Source organism: Parasphingorhabdus sp. (genome assembly GCF_039982395.1).
GTDB lineage: Bacteria > Pseudomonadota > Alphaproteobacteria > Sphingomonadales > Sphingomonadaceae > Parasphingorhabdus.
Genome location: NZ_JBDWYO010000001.1, coordinates 500,863 through 517,930, shown reverse-complemented (window position 1 = coordinate 517,930; position 17,068 = coordinate 500,863). Strand labels below are relative to the sequence as shown.

At 53.8% G+C, this 17,068-nt stretch carries 14 protein-coding genes and 1 tRNA gene; 9 read left to right on the top strand and 6 right to left on the bottom strand.

The features are described from left to right. Position 1: 1 nt before the first annotated feature. Positions 2-2,056 carry a hydantoinase/oxoprolinase family protein gene (locus ABJV08_RS02565; protein ID WP_348038841.1) on the bottom strand — a complete coding sequence of 685 codons (2,055 nt, stop codon included), beginning with the start codon at positions 2,054-2,056 and terminating at the stop codon, positions 2-4. A 30-nt stretch (positions 2,057-2,086) separates the two neighbouring features. After that, entirely contained in the window at positions 2,087-3,007 is a 921-nt protein-coding gene (locus ABJV08_RS02560; RefSeq protein ID WP_348038843.1) for a hydroxymethylglutaryl-CoA lyase, read from the bottom strand. A gap of 64 nt (positions 3,008-3,071) precedes the next feature. Between ABJV08_RS02560 and ABJV08_RS02555 the strand changes: the two genes are divergently transcribed. Next, positions 3,072-4,253, top strand: a complete 1,182-nt coding sequence (locus ABJV08_RS02555; protein WP_348038845.1) for a CoA transferase — start codon at positions 3,072-3,074, stop codon at positions 4,251-4,253. 3 nt (positions 4,254-4,256) lie between these two features. Here ABJV08_RS02555 and ABJV08_RS02550 read toward each other — a convergent pair whose 3' ends face one another. Beyond that, on the bottom strand, positions 4,257-4,910 hold the full coding sequence (locus tag ABJV08_RS02550; protein WP_348038847.1) for a GntR family transcriptional regulator: 654 nt from the start codon (positions 4,908-4,910) through the stop codon (positions 4,257-4,259). 440 nt (positions 4,911-5,350) lie between these two features. On the opposite strand from ABJV08_RS02550, the gene ABJV08_RS02545 reads away from it, so the two are divergent. Further along, a complete protein-coding gene (locus tag ABJV08_RS02545) occupies positions 5,351-7,876 on the top strand; it encodes a TonB-dependent receptor (protein WP_348038849.1) in 2,526 nt (841 codons plus the stop codon). Between the two features lie 43 nt (positions 7,877-7,919). On the opposite strand, the gene ABJV08_RS02540 is transcribed toward ABJV08_RS02545, so the two are convergent. Beyond that, complete coding sequence (locus ABJV08_RS02540) at positions 7,920-9,029, bottom strand: glycosyltransferase family 4 protein (RefSeq protein ID WP_348038851.1); 1,110 nt, start codon at positions 9,027-9,029, stop codon at positions 7,920-7,922. Positions 9,030-9,243: 214 nt separating this feature from the next. Between ABJV08_RS02540 and ABJV08_RS02535 the strand changes: the two genes are divergently transcribed. Further along, positions 9,244-10,209, top strand: a complete 966-nt coding sequence (locus ABJV08_RS02535) for a DUF1702 family protein (protein ID WP_348038853.1) — start codon at positions 9,244-9,246, stop codon at positions 10,207-10,209. 77 nt (positions 10,210-10,286) lie between these two features. Here ABJV08_RS02535 and ABJV08_RS02530 read toward each other — a convergent pair. After that, positions 10,287-10,375 (bottom strand) — tRNA-Leu (locus ABJV08_RS02530). 179 nt (positions 10,376-10,554) lie between these two features. Here ABJV08_RS02530 and ABJV08_RS02525 point away from each other — a divergent pair. After that, positions 10,555-10,878 carry a hypothetical protein gene (locus ABJV08_RS02525; protein WP_348052683.1) on the top strand — a complete coding sequence of 108 codons (324 nt, stop codon included), beginning with the start codon at positions 10,555-10,557 and terminating at the stop codon, positions 10,876-10,878. A gap of 18 nt (positions 10,879-10,896) precedes the next feature. Here the strand turns inward: ABJV08_RS02525 and ABJV08_RS02520 are convergent, their stop codons facing one another. Continuing rightward, positions 10,897-11,652: an MJ0042-type zinc finger domain-containing protein gene (locus tag ABJV08_RS02520; protein ID WP_348038857.1), complete on the bottom strand. Its 756-nt coding sequence runs from the start codon at positions 11,650-11,652 to the stop codon at positions 10,897-10,899. Positions 11,653-11,851: 199 nt separating this feature from the next. Between ABJV08_RS02520 and ftsE the strand changes: the two genes are divergently transcribed. The 5 genes from ftsE to ABJV08_RS02495 all read left to right on the top strand — a co-directional run bounded on the left by ftsE (position 11,852) and on the right by ABJV08_RS02495 (position 17,045). Then, positions 11,852-12,565, top strand: a complete 714-nt coding sequence (gene ftsE, locus ABJV08_RS02515) for a cell division ATP-binding protein FtsE (RefSeq protein ID WP_348038859.1) — start codon at positions 11,852-11,854, stop codon at positions 12,563-12,565. Between the two features lie 12 nt (positions 12,566-12,577). Beyond that, positions 12,578-13,474: an FtsX-like permease family protein gene (locus ABJV08_RS02510; RefSeq protein ID WP_348038861.1), complete on the top strand. Its 897-nt coding sequence runs from the start codon at positions 12,578-12,580 to the stop codon at positions 13,472-13,474. A 9-nt stretch (positions 13,475-13,483) separates the two neighbouring features. Beyond that, on the top strand, positions 13,484-14,017 hold the full coding sequence (locus ABJV08_RS02505; RefSeq protein WP_348038863.1) for a YdcF family protein: 534 nt from the start codon (positions 13,484-13,486) through the stop codon (positions 14,015-14,017). 32 nt (positions 14,018-14,049) lie between these two features. Next, the gene (locus ABJV08_RS02500; RefSeq protein ID WP_348038865.1) at positions 14,050-14,709 is read left to right on the top strand and encodes a lysophospholipid acyltransferase family protein; all 660 of its coding nucleotides are present in this window, start codon (positions 14,050-14,052) and stop codon (positions 14,707-14,709) included. A 77-nt stretch (positions 14,710-14,786) separates the two neighbouring features. Beyond that, positions 14,787-17,045, top strand: a complete 2,259-nt coding sequence (locus ABJV08_RS02495) for an adenylate/guanylate cyclase domain-containing protein (RefSeq protein WP_348052685.1) — start codon at positions 14,787-14,789, stop codon at positions 17,043-17,045. Positions 17,046-17,068 lie beyond the last annotated feature (23 nt).

Genomic DNA, 17,068 nt, shown 5'->3' with positions numbered 1-17,068 from the left:
TTTAAGCTCCTTCCACCAGGTTGATGATGAGATTGCCATGGTCGTCGACCAATGCTTCACAGCCGCTGTGCACGAGCGTCGTGCTATCCATTTCGGTTACGACCGCAGGTCCCGGAATACGATTGCCGGCCATTAACAGGGCGCGATCGTAGATGACGGCATCCTGCATCTTGCCGTCCATATAGAGCTGGTGATCACGGGTCTTGGCGCCTGATGGATCGGGGCCGCCCTTTTCGATGGTTGGCGGTTCCACATCCGCGGACTTGCCCAGCGCGACAGCGCGGACATTGACGATCTCGTGCGGTGTTTCATCCAGATTGAAGGTGAACAATCGCTCGTGCTCGGTATCAAAGCGCGCGATCAAACTTTCGATCGAAAGGCCTTCAGGCTGGACGGACAATGGAATTTCAAAAGCCTGTCCGGCATAGCGAATATCAATTTCGTAGAGCAGCTCGATATCCTCGGGCGCAACGCCTTCGGTTTTAAGCTCCAATGTTACCTGAGCGCCAAGACTATCCAGATAGACGGTAAGTTCATCGTCGGTTGTGTTTTGAACCATTTCGTTAAAACTACGCTGGGTTTCAACGCGCTGACGCGTGGTTGCATCGCCATAAGCACAAAGCACGCCGGGTGAAGGCGGTATCACAACCGGCCAGCTGTTCATCAGCTTGCCCATTGCATTGGCATGCAAGGGCCCGGCTCCGCCAAAGCCCATCAGCGAGAATTCGCGCGGATCATAGCCCTGTTGCACGGATACCAGGCGGAGCGCTCCGAACATATTCTCGTTCACGATATCGATAATGCCGGCCGCGGCGTCCATCAGATCAATGCCCAGTCCATCCGCAATGGTCTGCACAGCTTTTTTAGCTCCCTCGCGGTCTAACTTAAAGCTGCCACCGAGGAGAGATTCCGGGAGATAGCCAAGCACGACATTTGCATCGGTCACCGTTGGCTGCTCTCCGCCCTTGCCATAGGCCACTGGTCCGGGTTCTGCTCCGGCGCTTTCCGGACCAACACGAAGGGCCTTTGTCAGTTCAGGAACGAAAGCGATTGATCCGCCGCCCGCTCCTACAGTTTTGACGTCGATGGAAGAGGCACGGACATTCAGGTCGCCGACCGATGTTTCTCGTTGGAGCCGTGCCGCGCCGTTTTCAATCAGTGCGACATCGGTCGATGTGCCCCCCATATCAAGTGTCAGAATATTCTGTACACCAGCGCTTTTTGCGACCCAGACCGCACCGGCGACACCGCCCGCCGGTCCTGACATCAGAAGATTGACCGGCGCTTCTGCGCTTTTTTCGGCGGACATCAAGCCGCCATCAGAGCGGAGTAGATTGAGTTTTGCCTTCGTACCCCATTCTGCAAGTTCTTTTTCGAGATTGCCGACATAGCGGGCGACGGTTGGCCGGACCGCGCTATTGGCAACGGTCGTGAGCGCGCGTTCATATTCTTGCATCTCCGGCAAAATATCCGATGAGATAGAGATGGGAATATTGGGAAAGACCTCGGCACAAATCGCGGCGACAGCCTTTTCATGCTTGCCATCAACATAGCTGTTCATCAGGCAGATCGTCAGCGCTTCGACTTCCTCAGTCGATTTCAAAAGCTCGAGACGGGCGCGCATCTCTTTTTCATCCAGCTTGCGGACGGTCTTGCCCTTGGCGTCCATCCGCTCGGGCGCTTCAATGGTCCGTTGTAGGGCTGCCATGGGTTCGGGCTTGGGCCAAATGATCCAGGCGGCGAGCCCGCCGGGCACCAGGCTGCGGGCGATTTGCATCAAATGCCGATGGCCCTCGGTGACAATCAATCCAACCTTGGCGATCTTCTTTTCCAACACCGCATTGGTTGCAACGGTCGTGCCATGCAGGAACAAATCTATTTCGCTGGATGCAATATTCTGGCGCTCGCAAAGCCCACGCGCGCCGTTGATGACGGCCTGAGACGGATCGGCCGGGGTCGAAGGAACTTTGTCTCGGAAAGTTTTGCCCGAAGCTTCGTCAATCAGCAGCAGGTCGGTAAATGTTCCGCCGACGTCGACACCCAATCGATACCCCATATTTTAATCTTTCTGTTGTGTATGTTGCATTCAGGCTTCTGCTCTCGCGACCAGAGACGGTAACGGGCGACCAAGGACGCCTTCGAACCAGTTGTTCGTGGAAATAGCTTTGCCGAGATTAAGATCGTGCGCGATGCCAGAGCGATCGAGCAGATTTACCAGATCTTCGGTTGCGATATTGCCGGTAGCATTGGGAGCAAACGGACAGCCGCCCAGTCCGCCAAGGCTGGAATCGAGCGTTTTCACACCCGCTTGAACGGCGGCCCAGGCATTGGCGATACCTGTGTTGCGTGTATCATGGAAATGCGCCCGCATAGAGATATGGTCAGGAAGCAGTTCCTGTAACCGTCCGAACAGATCGGTAACCTGCGCAGGAACCCCGACGCCGATTGTATCGGCTAGCGCAATTTCCAGCGGATCTTCCGCAGCGATTTCTTCCGCGATCTGAAATATCGTTTCAGGTTTCACGGCACCCTCGAAAGGGCAACCAAAGGCGGCCGAGATAGTGACCTGCGCTTTCAGGCCTTCGGCCTTGGCAAAGCGAATCATCTCACGGTTTTCCTTGATGCCTTCCTTAATGGTCTGGCCCTGATTTTTCTGGCCGAACGTGTCGCTAGCAACAATCACGCAACCGGCTTCGTCGATTCCGCGCTTGTTGCCCTCCCGGGTTGCGAGGCCTCGCAGCACTCCGCGCTTGTTCAGGCATAATCCGATGTAAGAAACATCATCGCGATCGGGCAATCCGGCAATCACGGCTTCGGCGTCCGCCATTTGTGGAACACGCTTAGGATGGACAAAGCTCGCGACTTCCATCCGCTTGGCTCCGGCATCAATCATGCGCGTTATCAGCCCCAGCTTGTCCGCTGTTGAAATGATTTCGGATTCATTCTGCAGTCCGTCCCGTGGACCGACCTCAAGAATAGTAACCGCTGTGCGACTAACTTTGCTCATTTAAATTGTATACAATCCTGAACCTGCTTTGTATAGAAGAAAGGATGATGCGGGAGTATTTCTTATGACGCAAGGGGCATTGGCAGGATTGCGATTGATCGAAATGGGTCAGCTTATTGCGGGCCCATATTGCGGTCAGTTGATGGGTGACCACGGCGCTGAAGTGATTAAAGTCGAACCGCCCAAGGTTGGCGATGCCATGCGTAGCTGGGGTCAGGGGACTCCGCTTTGGTTTTCCGTTGTTGGCCGTAACAAAAAGTCAATCACGCTGAATCTGCGTGAAAAGGAAGGCCAGGCCATTGTCAAAAAACTGGTCGAAAAATCTGATTTTCTCCTCGAAAATTTCCGTGCCGGAACAATGGAAAAATGGGGTCTGGATTACGAAACACTGAGCGCGATCAACAAGGGACTGATCATGATTCGCGTGTCTGGCTATGGTCAGACGGGCCCCTATTCGCATCGCGCGGGTTACGGCGGTATCGGTGAGGCCATGGGTGGCATGCGTTACATCATAGGCGAGCCTGATCGGCCGCCTAGTCGAGCGGGTCTCTCAATTGGTGATTCCTTGGCAGCAACTTATGCTTGTCTGGGTGGACTCATGGCACTGCAACACCGGCACGTGACGGGCGAGGGGCAAGTGGTCGATTCGGCGATTTATGAGGCGGTGCTGGCAAATATGGAATCGACGGTCGCAGAATATACGGTCTCTGGGCATATCCGCGAACGCACGGGTTCCATTCTGCCTAAGATCGCTCCTTCAAATGTTTACCCCACCAGTGATGGTAGCGTCCTGATTGGTGGCAATCAGGATAGCGTCTGGAAGCGCATGGCTGGCATGATGGGGCGTCCGGAATTGGGAGAAGATCCGCGCTATGCAACGCATGTCGCGCGTGGTGAAAACCAAACCGAACTTGATGAGCTGATCTCAGAATGGACGAAAACGATCCCAAGCAAGCAATTGCTGGATATGTGCGAGGAGCATGGCGTTCCGGCTGGCAATGTCTATCGAGCGCCTGAAATGCTGGCGGATCCCCATTTTCAAGCGCGAGAAGCATTGGTCGAAATAGACCATCCGCAGCATGATAATTTTGTCATGCAGAATGTGGCGCCGAAACTATCGAAAACGCCGGGCCATATTGAAAGTGTCGGTCCAGAGCTAGGCGCGCATAACGAAGCGGTTTACGGCGAGCTGCTCGGCATGGATAGTGCTACGATGACCGACCTTCGGAACCGCGGTATTATTTAAGGGTCAATCCTCGCTTGGAATTCCCGCAGCGACGCTAAATGTGTGAAAAGCGCGGCGAATATGACTGGTCATGACCGCGCCAGCCCAATTTTGGTCCTTGGCTGTAAAGGCGGAAATTAGCTCATCGTGATCCTTGGCGGACTGCATTAGTTCGTCCTCGGAATATTGGTTGGCGGTCCGCCGGACGACGGGTTGCTCGACTAGCGCAGGCAGCAATTTGCTCAGTCTTGGCGATTGGGCGCGCTGCAGAATCAAGTCATGAAATTGTCGATTGGCGCTTAGGAAGCTTCCGATGTCGGGTGGCTGTCGCGTGACGGCTTCGGTCAGAGCGCCATTGATGGATTGCAGTTTTTTTAAGGTCTCTGGGTCCATCCGTTTTGCAGCCCGTTCCGCAGCATGTGCCTCTAGCATCGCTCGCAATGTGAACATTTCGTCGATTTCGTTGTCCGACCAATTGGCGATCGATAGCCGTTTGGAAGCGCTACGTACTAGCAGCATTTCGTTTTCCAGGCGTCGGACGGCATCGCGGACCGGCGTTCGTGATACGCCCGCAATTTCCGCCAGCCGCTCTTCGGTCAACTGCATGCCTGGAAGGGCCTCGTCAGATAGAATGAAGCTACGGATTTTTGCATAGGCGGTTTCGGATGCGCGGCTCATGATCGGCTATTGGGGCAATAAGTTGCTAAGGGCAAGTCATATGACATGAGGCAGTTTCCGCTTGACGGATAACAATTGTATACAATAGAGCCTGTGCAGGGAGTTTTATATCGCTATGCCCGAACCGAAAATATTATGAAGCGGATTAAAGCCATTGTCCCCATTCCGACGGAGGAGGCAGGCGTCGCCGCCCGAGCCGAACATGTGACCAGAATGGATCCCGCTCGATGAGAATGCGATCACCGATCATCATTGACGGACCCGCGTTTCATCGATGCGTAGCCTTCGCACTCGACCCGGTGCCACAGAATTGCTGGCGAGTCAGAGATGGTAAAATTCAAGAAGCCTATGTCTACACGAGCGGAGCCAACTTGCTCATCTAATTATGTTTGACGGGTCAGAAAGACCTGCAAATCATTTCATTCAGGGAAGGAAGAAAAATGCGTCGTATGAAAACAGCTCTTTCACTTTCAGTCGGCTTTGCCGCGCTGGTAGGATTCAATCCAGTGCTCGCGCAGGTTGGCGGTGAGCAAGAGGCTAACGAAGCTGATGACAGTAATGTCATTATCGTGACGGCTCGGCGTCAAGACGAATTGCTGGCGGAAGTTCCGGCATCCGTTACTGTTTTCACCGAACAAATGTTGGACCGGACCGGCGTCCAGCAGGCTGATGAATTTGTTCAGCTAACCGCTGGCGTGACGATTGTCAGTGGCACCGCAGAAGCGGGCGACACCCAGATCAATATCCGTGGTATCAATGGCGCCCGCGATGCAGAAAGCTCGGTTGCGCTCGTAGTGGATGGCATTCTTAAAACCAACACCGCCCAGCTTAATCAGGATCAAGGCACGCTTCGCCAGATTGAAATCCTGAAAGGACCTCAAGGCGCGCTCTATGGACGCAACGCTGCCGCGGGTGCCATTGTTATCCAGACACTGAAGCCGAGTGACATCATGGAAGGCGGTATCAAAGTCAGCGCCGCAGAAGATAATACATATAAGGCCTCCGGCTATGTTTCACTTCCGGTTGGCGATAGCGCCGGTCTGGTGCTGTCCGGTTCTTTCAACACTTCGGACGGCTTCTACCGCAACAGTTTTCTCGGCAATCGCAAAGTTGTCGACGATCAGGAAACCTGGTCGATTGATGGCCGTTTCGTGGCTGAATTGGGTGACGCCACTGAAGTCGATGTGAAAGCGCGCTACGCTGATCTGTCCGGCGCTTCGATCAACTTTAACGCGGCTTTCCATCTGCCCAATTTTGCAGGCGTTAATCCTGCCTTTTTTGAAGATGTGAATGATCACCCCTTTGGCTATTATTCGAACATTCGACCAACAAACGAACAGCAAACGTTCGAGACTTCGGTCAAAGTGACACATGAATTTGAATCGGCAACGCTGACCGCCTGGGCGCTGTACAGCGATGTGGATCAAGCGCTAACAGCCGATGGCACATCAGCAGATTTCGCACGCTATACTTTCCCCGGTGCGACGCCGGCTTCTGTGGCGGCCTCGAACAGCTGTTTCGGTACCACCGCGCAACTCACGGGCTTTCCGCAGAATCAGCCAACCTTCATCGGCAATAATCCCATCCCGTTCATTTTTGATCCAGCCAATGGTTCAACCTTCGGGGCTTATAGTCCAACCACCTGTGATGGCACGCAATATCAGGTCCGCAATCAGACCGATATCAGCGCAGAAATTCGTCTGGCGTCCAATGGAGACGGACCTTTGGCTTGGCAGGTGGGTGCTTATTTCCTGAACATCGATCGCGATGTCGGGATCAGCTTGGGCGCCGATCTCGGACAGGGTGTCTCGCGGCAATTGTTCAACGATGCCAACAGCAGCAACCCGACTTCGCAACTCTTCTCCGATAATTTCAATACCAATGTCTATGCCGCTTTTGGTTCGCTTGACTATGAAGTCAGCGACAATCTGGATATCAGTATGGCACTGCGGTACGATATCGAAGAGCGGGAAGTTTCCAACCAGGTGCCGATCGCTATCGATCCGATTACTGGCGCGCCCATCAATCCGGGGCAAGCCTTTGGAGCGATTCCCGACCAGCAGCAAACGTTCAAGGAACTGCAACCGAAATTGTCTCTTCGCTATGGTCTTACAGACAATCTGAACTTTTACGCCAACTGGGGTATCGGTTTCAAATCTGGTGGTTTCAACAATCAAGGCTCCGCCGCGATTGTTAACCAGAATTTCAACCAGTTTATCGGTACCAACGTGTTGATCAACGATATTTTCCGCAAAGAAACATCCAGCGCGTTTGAAGTTGGTTTTAAGGGGTCCGCTGCTAATGGCGCGATCACTTTCGACCTTGCCGGCTATTATACCAAAGTCGATGACATGCAGTTCTTCGAATTCTTTGTCGGCGCCTTTGGTTTGTTGCGGGTCGTTTCCAACATCGACAAGGTCGATATCTATGGTCTGGAATTTAATGCCAATGCCGAAATTGTTGAAGGCTGGGATATTTTTGGTTCGATCAACGTCACCGATAGCGAGATCAAGTCCAATGCGTCTCGGCCGAATACAGTCGGTAACAAGTCGCCTTATACAGCCGACTATACGATCAACGTTGGAACACAGATTGTCGCACCAATCGCAACAAGCTTTGATTTGGTGATGCGGGCGGATTATCGCCTAACCGGCCCAACCTGGTTCCACAGCATGCAAAACAACACCAATCCCACTTTGTTCAGTGGTTTGCTGCCTGGTTCAGCGTTGGCGCTTCCTGCATTTGTTGGCGATGCGGATTATTCGAATACCCAACGCAAAGCTTTCGGCGTTCTGGATCTGCGCGTCGGCCTGGAAGGGGAGAATTGGAATATCACCGCCTTTGCCGATAATCTGCTCGACGAGCGTTATCTGAATGAGGTGATTCCGGCGGTTGAATTTGGTGGTACATTCCTCTCGCCTGGCGGCCTGCGTCGCTTTGGTGTCGAAGTCGGATATAAGTTTTAGAAGCCCTGTCTTTGCGCGCTGTCGATTTGTGGCAACGATCCATCTAACTTCGCAAGGGTTTTCCTTGCGAAGCTGGATGGGCCGCATCAACAGTGACTAGCGTCTTGTAGACTTGATGGGTTTGTTCCGCGATATCTTGCCATTGCGGGAAGCGATCGGGCTTTACGCGAAACCCCGCTGGATTGGCATGGGCCCGATGAAGGGCACTGATCATGCTCCGAATATTGCCGGGATTAAAATAGTGTTTGGCATTGAGTCTAAGGTCTCGGTTTTCGGGCAGATCACTAAGCAAAACCGGGCACCCCAAGCCTATGGCCTCAAGTAAAGTGTTGGAATGTCCTTCGCGGATAGACGGGTTCACGAAAAACCGTGCGCCCCGATACAGCGGGGCCAACGCGGTCCGTGGCAGGCTTCCTAGCATCACGATCCGCTCGTCGCCCAATGCTTTTATCTGTGTGCGATCGGCATTTTTGTGCCAGGCGCCAACGATCACCAATTGCATTTGCGGGTGACGTTTGACGAAGACCCGAAACGCGGCAATCAGGCTGTGAATATTTTTCTTCTCACTTATCTGGCCTACGAAAAGAATATAGCTTCCCGTGATCGGCGCTGGCACATATTCCGGGAAGGCCTCTGGCTGGTCGAGACCGTTGCCAATGATATGAATATCGTGTTCCTTGCCGGAAGACCTCAGTTTCTTCGCGAGGGCTGGTGTCACGGCTATGATATTGTCTGCCCAGCGCAACTGATATTTGGCGCAGAACATGACCCATTTGCTTGGTCCAGTCTTTGGGTCTGCGTGACAGTCAGTGTTATAGCGTACGACGACCCGGCAACCGATCAGTTTGTAGGCCCAAAGCAAAAGAGCGGATTGCAGTTCGGTAAAATGGACAATGTCGGGCCGCATTCGAATGGCTTTGACTAGGGTCGCAACAGAATAGAGCCATGCGTCGACCATCTTGAGTCCAACAGACGGCGCAATCCAGAGAGAGACGCCACGATATTGGCCGGCCCGCATAAAAGGCTTCACTCCGGCGATGCATATCTTCCAGCCCCGACTAGCGATGAGGGGGAAGACTTGCTCAGCATATTTTTCTGCACCACCTTCGACATCAGGAATGCCGCGAATGCCGACGACCAATATCGATTTCATTGCCTCTCCTTTGGACAGCTGCCAAAATTTGAGGCCATATCGCTACGAGCTGGTTAACAAATTCAAGTGTGATCCCTGTGGTTGGCCGCTTAAGATAAATAGTTTTTCAATCGCCACCGATTTCCGGCTCGGCGCTATCAAGATATTTTGCTGCAAGCCTCTGATTGGGTTATGAGAAACAGACCAATGTAGAAATTATGTGGAATAGCAAGCAATGACCGGGATCGATCAACTCAAGCCGCCACCCGCATTTATTCGAAAGTTCCTGGCGCTGGATCCACGGCGTGTCGAGTTTCGCGTGCGGGGATTTGAACTCGCGGAAAAAAGCCATGAAGAAAGGCTGGAGTCGATCGGCAAGGCGTTTCTGCGTGGCTATAATCTGACACTATCGGCTCGTTCGTTCACAGAAATCACCCAAGCACTTGAACAGGAAAGCTTGTTGTTGCGGGGGTTTTTTGTTGAAGGCGCTGCAATGGGCAGCGCTCTAGTGGATAGCCTGCCGTTCCGTAAGGCCATGCTGCCGCGCTATCTTGCGCTGTTCGCAGAGCAATATCCAATTCTGGTTCATGCTGGTGTTGGATTGACGATATCAAAGCTGGCGTGGCGTGAGAAAGGGATCTTGGCTGAACTTGATCCGCTTTATCGATGGTTGGCCTATGACGGTCTTGGCTATCACAACATGTATTTTGAACCGGAAAAAACGCTCGCGGGTCCGAAACGGGTCCTAGAAGGCTATGCATCGCAAGCATATGATCAGGGCGCTGGCCGCGGAATCTGGTTTATCAGTGGCGCGGATGTCCAAAAAGCGGCAGCTACGATTGGAGGCATGGCGAGCGAGCGACATCCGGACCTTTGGGCCGGTGTCGGACTGGCTTTATGTTACGCTGGACCGTCTGGCGCACCAGAATTTTTGGAAGCAGAAGCTTTGGCGGGGACAAATGCTGCCGATATGGCAATGGGTGTGGCGATGGCGTGTACCGCAAGAGTGAAAGACCAGTCTCTGTTGCCGGAAACGCGAGAGGCGATAACCGCCTTATGGAATGTCACGCCGGAGACACTGGCAGAAAAGGTCGAAACAATGCGGCTTTCACTGCCTTCATCCGCACTTGCCGATGGCTCTGCTTATCCGAAATGGCGAGAAAAAATTGTTTTGGATTTTGCAGATAATCGCTCTGGTTGAGCAGATGCAACGTCTGCCCGGTAATTTTCCAGGCGGTGCGCATTTTCTATATATTGATGCAATTGGCTAGGCTTGACTGGTGCGGTCGAGAAGACTCGAACTTCCACGGGGTATTAACCCCACAGCGACCTCAACGCTGCGCGTCTACCAATTCCGCCACGACCGCACTGTCACTAGCTTGGGACTATAGTGTCCCGGGTAGGCGCGTGCCCTTAGCAAAGGGGTTTCTTAGCCGCAACAGATATTCGTTGCCGGGTGGTTTTGGCGTTAACCGGCGCAACACTTTTGTCCCGCAATCGCACAAACATCGTCATCGGACCACTTTTCTCATGAACGCGCTGGAAAATGGCGGCGTTAACCTTCTATTTACCTTGTTCAGCCGGCCTGTGTTCCGCTTTATCCTGCCTTATGGACAGTCTGTTTCTCTTCATGCTTCTTCTCGGCGGTGCACCAGAGGGGTCTTCAATTGACGCACCATCGCACGTACAGGTCACGGCAAGCGCCCGAATCCTTCGGGGAGAAACGATCGATTTTGAAAAACCGATCACCCGTCTTGGCGCAAATGCAGGGATCGGTAGTGGTGCTATATTTCAATTGGCACCTCTTCGCTCGACCGGTGAGTTGATAAGTGTTGATCACTCGAAAATTCAACTGCAAGAATTTCACTGACCAAATTGAGCCGCGTGCTTATTCTCTAGCTTGGTCAGCCCATCCGACTTCAAGCTGGCTAGCCGCGCGCGGCACGTCGAGCTTTGCTTCGTTGAAGTTGATTTTTGCGCCCGGGGCCAGGGAGGTCGCTGGCGCTTTCATTTTCCAGCTATAGACAACCCGACCGCTGGCATCGCGCAAGATGACCAGCATGGGGGGGACAACCTGATCGCCGGTGGTCGGGTTGATGATCGTTCCACTAGCGGCAAAATATTCTGTGCCGTCCGGCAGCGTACGGCGGTCTTGTTTCTGGCTTAGCTCGATGAGCAAAGGTGTTTCGTCAACCGAGGCGAATTCATAGTCCGAAACCCACTGCGGCGGTCCGAAAATATAGAGAGCCGCCCCGGCAGCTAGCACCAGCGCCGCGAAGGCAATGGCTGCCATTGTCCATAGTTTCGCTGGATTGCGGCGCGGTTTGAATGGAGGCTCGTGCGCAAAACTGCTTTCAGCGGCGGCATAGCCGGGTGAAACGGATATTGGCGGTGGCGGGGTTGATGCCGGCGCAGGAGAGGAAGGCGGTGTCGGCGCTATATCTTCCGCTGCAACGGTTTCCGCTTTTTTTTCTGGTGCTACTGTCCCGGTAGCCGGCGCTTCAACCAATTCTTTTTCCGGCAGGATGGCTTCCTGAAACCAGCTATGGCGACAGGATGCACAACGCACCGAACGGCCATTGAGCCCAATGGCGCTGTCGGGTACGAGATAGCGGGTTGTGCAAGCCGGGCAATTCAAAATCATGACACCCCCTCTAAACACGCCATGACGGCAAACTGCAAGTGGCTGCTTGGGCGATTTGAGACCGAAGCCTATATTTTCGCGTTTTCTCGCGCATAGGAATCACAATGGTGGATCGCGCAGTTGATTTGGATGGTCTTCCCGGCCTATTGGTCCCGTGACCGGGCAATATTTCGCCACGTTATTGGAATGTAGAGCACAAATGGACGAAATTGTTCGATTTGAAAATGTCGGTCTGCGCTACGGCGCGGGCACTGAGACCTTGGCCGATCTGAATTTCACACTTTATCCTGGTAGCTTTTATTTTCTTACCGGCGCATCCGGAGCGGGAAAAACATCCCTGTTGAAGTTGCTTTATTTATCACAGCGACCGAGCCGCGGGGTTATTCGGTTGTTTGGCGAAGATGCGGTTACCATGCCACGGGAACGGTTGCCGGGCTTTCGGCGACGGATTGGGGTGGTGTTTCAGGACTTTCGTCTCGTGCCACATCTTTCGGCTTTCGATAATATTGCGCTTCCGCTGCGGGTTGCCGGGGTCCGTGAGAAAGATCTCGAAACACCGGTGGCGGAGATGCTCGATTGGGTCGGTCTGGGAGATAGGGCGTCGGCACGGCCGGCGACGCTTTCCGGCGGTGAACAACAGCGTGTGGCGATTGCCCGCGCGGTGATTGGCAGGCCCGAAATATTGGTGGCGGACGAACCCACCGGCAATGTCGATCCCGATATGGCCATTCGGTTGCTGCAATTGTTCGAGGCTCTCAATACGCTTGGCACCACAATCGTTGTCGCCACTCATGATATCCATTTGCTGAGCAAGATACCCGGTGCGCAGATGATGCGGCTGGAAAAAGGGATGCTTGCGGACCCCACCGGATCGTTGCGCCATCCCCCGCTTCCCAAAGACCAGCAGCAATAGGGTCTGGGAAACATGCTTAAGTTCTTTGTCATTCCGGGTCATGATCGGCGATTGATACCAGAGGGCCGCTTGTCCGGCCCCATGCCATGGGTTATCGCGATTATGATTTTTCTGACGGTTCTGGCGACTGCGGCCGGGCTCGCCATGACCCATGCCATGGGGGATGTGTCCGACGAACTCTCCAGTCGCGCGACTGTACAAATCGTGGAAGCCAATCCCGGAATTCGCGGCCGGCAGGCCGCCGCTGCGGCGAAGCAATTGCGCACATTGCCGATCATCGAAGAGGTGCGCCTGCTGCCATCTGACGAGATAGAGGCTCTTATTGAGCCTTGGCTCGGTGGGCAGGATCTCGCCGATGATATTCCGCTACCCGCATTGATCGATCTGAAATTGGTCCGTGTCGCCACCGAAGCGGAATATCAATCGCTTCGCAGCGCGCTTCGATCGATTGCGCCGAGCGCTCGTGTAGAGCCAAGCAGCGGTTATATTGCCCCGGTAATCTCTCTGGTGCGATCCTTTCAGTGGATTGCCTTCGGTTTGGTTGGGCTGCTCGCTCTTGCAACCGGTGCGGCCGTTATCATTTCGGCGCGATCAGCGCTCAACACCCACACCGAAACCATCGCTGTGGTTCATCTACTGGGGGGCACGGATGCGCAGATCAGTCGATTGTTCCAACGGCGTATCGCTTTGGACGCGCTGCTAGGTGGATTGCTTGGATTGGCAGGCGGCTCAGGGATTATCTGGCTGATCAGCACGCAATTGACGGCCCTTGACTCTGGTCTGGTGCAATCGGTTGGCCTCAATTGGTGGAGCTGGTTGATAATTGCCGCCATTCCGATATTGGGAATGTTCCTTGCTATGGTGACCGCCAAGTTGACGGTTATTGGCGCCCTGAAGAAGATATTGTAGCTTAGTTGCATGATTTTGCGCCTGTTCTCTTTTCTGCTGTTGCTATGGATCATAGGCTTCGCCTGGTTCGCCATCGATTTGCCGCGCCCGGCGGATGATGATTCCCACACAGGGTCTGTGGTTGTTCTGACCGGCGGTGCGGGCCGGATTGATCGCGCATTGGATATTGTTACGGCCAAAACCGCAGGCAGGTTACTAATCTCTGGTGTCGATCGGGATGTGAAGCCAGCTGAGCTTGCAGCCGAATATGACCGGCCTGTCGCCTTGTTCGACTGTTGCATTGATCTAGGGTTTCAGGCGGTTGATACGCGATCGAACGCCTTGGAGACTGCGCGTTGGGCAGCCAGAAGGGGAGACAAGTCCGTCCGGCTGGTGACGTCCGACTGGCATATGCGGCGTGCGCGGCTGGAACTGGAAAGAGCGATGCCTCCAGAGGTCCTGATATTGTCGGACGCTGTGCATACCGAACCGTCGCTGGGGACCCTGTTCACGGAGTATAATAAATATCTGATGCGCCGGCTGGCTGCTTTGGCGGGTGTCTGAGAATGCTGGCACTCATTCGATCTTTGATTTTTATGGCCGTCTTCTACGTCGGTTCGGTACCGATCATAATGGCCACCTTCATCGGTGCGTTTTTCTGGCCCACGACTATCTACTATATGGCGCAATATTGGAGTCGATACCATTATCTGTGCGCCCGCTCGGTTCTGGGGATCCGGGTCGAGGTGAAAGGCGAGATACGCAATGAACCATTGCTTTATGTGTTTAAGCACGAAAGCATGTTCGAAACGATCGATTTGCTGCGGCATTTCGACAAGCCTGTGGTCATTGCCAAAAAAGAATTGCTGGTGATCCCTTTATGGGGATGGGTCGCGACGCGGCATGGCCTTCTTGGTATAGACCGAGATGGTGGTGGTGCAGCGATGCGGCAAATTATCAAGCAAGCCAAAAAGGCTGTCAAAGAAGGCCGACCCATTGTTATTTTTGCCGAAGGAAGTCGAGCCCGGCACGGTGAGCGTCCGGAGCTGCAAACCGGATTTGCGGGAATATACAAGCTCATGGGTATCCCGTTGGTGCCGGTTGCCCTGAACAGCGGCATTGTCTCTCCCAGGGATACATTTGTACAGAAAAGCGGCGTTATCACCTATGAGGTGCAACCAGAAATCGAGCCGGGTCTTGATCGAGACGATATTCGCGACCGGGTTCATGCGGCCATCAATATGCTGAACGACTAGGCCGTGCCGCATTCCTTATTTCTTATGGTGGCTTGCAGTTCGGTCGTGACTAAGGCAATCCAAGCGACATGGGGACAATGAGCAGGATTTGGAGTGGATTGACCGGATGGTGGCCAGAGCAATTTAGAACCGGACCTACAGTTGCCGGTTTGCTAGTTGTTTTTGGCATTGCAGCGCTTCAATTTTCCGCCATTCCTGGTTTCGAGCGCTTGGGATTGATGGTGTTCGATAGCTATCAGAATGCCGCGCCGCGAGCCTATGAAGATGCGGGCGTCCGTATCATCGACATTGACGAGGAATCGGTCGAACGGTTGGGACAATGGCCGTGGTCGCGGACGGAAATTGCCCGATTAACGCAAAGGCTCTCTGACGCCGGTGCTGCTGCGATCGCGTTTGACGTTGTTTTCTCTGAACCGGACCGGACATCACCCGATCAGATTGCAGGGCAATTAGAAGATCAGGCAGGCAATGCAGCCCTTGTTCGTTCGTTGTTGAACCTTCCCAACAGCGATGCTGTGCTAGCGGATAGCTTTGCTTTGGCCCCCGTTGTGAGCGGGTTTTTCCTGTTACAAGAAGAGCGTGGCGAGTCGATCGAACTGCCATCGGGTATGGCGGTGCTCGGATCCCCACCCATTGAATCGGTAGAAAAATATCGAGGTACGGTTCAATCGTTGCCGCAATTGAGAGAGGCTTCGGCCGGACTTGGATCGCTAAGCATTGTCGGCGATACGGATGGAATATTGCGCCGAGCACCGATGGTTTTTTTCTACAACGGGCAGCTGGTGCCGTCGCTTTCTTTGGAAGCCCTGCGGGTCGCGCAACAGGCAGATTCGATATTGGTGAAAACCAGCGATGGTAGCGGTGAAACGTCTGGCGCATCTGGCGCAGTTGTCAGCCTTCGGGTTGGAGATTTCGATGTCCCAACCACAGCCGCTGGCGAGCTGTGGATGCATTTTAGCGAACCGGCACCAGAACGCACGATTCCGGCATGGCAGATTCTTTCTGACGATGTTCTACCAGAGGAATTGCGCGCTGCGGTAGAAGGGCAGATCATGTTTGTCGGCGCCAGTGCCACCGGATTGCGTGACTTGGTCTCAACCCCACAAAGCGACAATGAGCCGGGAGTCACAGTCCATGCGCAGGCGGCAGAACAAATTATCCTGGGGCATTTTCTGACGCGCCCGGACTGGGCTCCAGGTCTGGAGTTTCTTTTGATCATCCTGCTTGGCGGTCTGCTGGCGATATTGTTGCCAAAAGCCCGCGCCATCATCGGCGCGGCCATAGGAGCGATCGCAACGGTTGCGGTCGCAGCTGGCAGCTGGGTGGCCTTTGATCAGATGCAATATCTGTTGGACCCGACGTGGCCGATCATGACGCTCATACTCGTCTATGCCTTGCAAACACTCTTGAGTTTTCGGCAGGAAGAGCAGCAGAGGGCTTATATCCATACTGCGTTTGATCGCTATCTTTCTCCTGAAATGGTCCGGCAAATTGCTGCCAATCCAGAACGGTTACAGCTTGGTGGAGAAGAGCGCGAGATGACGGTGTTATTCTGCGATATACGTGGATTTTCAAGAATTTCAGAGCAATATGGTCCGAAGGAAGTGATTAATTTCCTCACCGGGTTCCTGACCCCGATGTGCAATATATTGCTAGATCGCAAGGCCACCGTTGATAAGTTTATTGGCGATGCAATATTGGCATTCTGGAATGCACCGCTGGATGATCCTGATCAATTTCGCAACGGAGCAAGGGCGGCGCTGCAGATGGTAAACAGTCTGGAACGGCTGAACCAAGAGCAGCCGCAAAAGGCGGGACAGGTTTGGCCGCCTAATGTGCAAATTGGTATCGGAATGAATGCAGGCCTGTGCTGTGTGGGCAATATGGGATCACAACAGCGGCTATCCTATACGTTGATCGGCGACACGGTGAACATCGCGTCCCGATTTGAGGGGCTGACAAAGCAATATGGCGTGCAAATTTTGATCGGGAGCGCACTGGCCGCTCATTTGCAGGGTTTTGCCCTGCTGGAACTGGATCGGGTCAAGGTGGTCGGGCGTGATGCATCGGACACGGTTTTTGCTTTGCTTGGAGACGAGTCAATGAATGAGGGGACCGATTTTGCGATGTTGCAGAGCCAGCATGACAAATTTCTGGCGCTATATCGTGAACAGCAATGGACCGCTGCGGGTGATCTGTTGAATCAACAAGCCTCGGTCTATGGAGATGCGGGCCTGTCCGTACTGGTTGAAGTGTACCGTGAGCGGATCGATGAGCTGTCGGCTGGCCCTGTTACGAAAGATTGGGACGGCGTCTTTGAGGCGACCCAAAAATAGCGCTTTTCTGCGGTTGGTTAGTG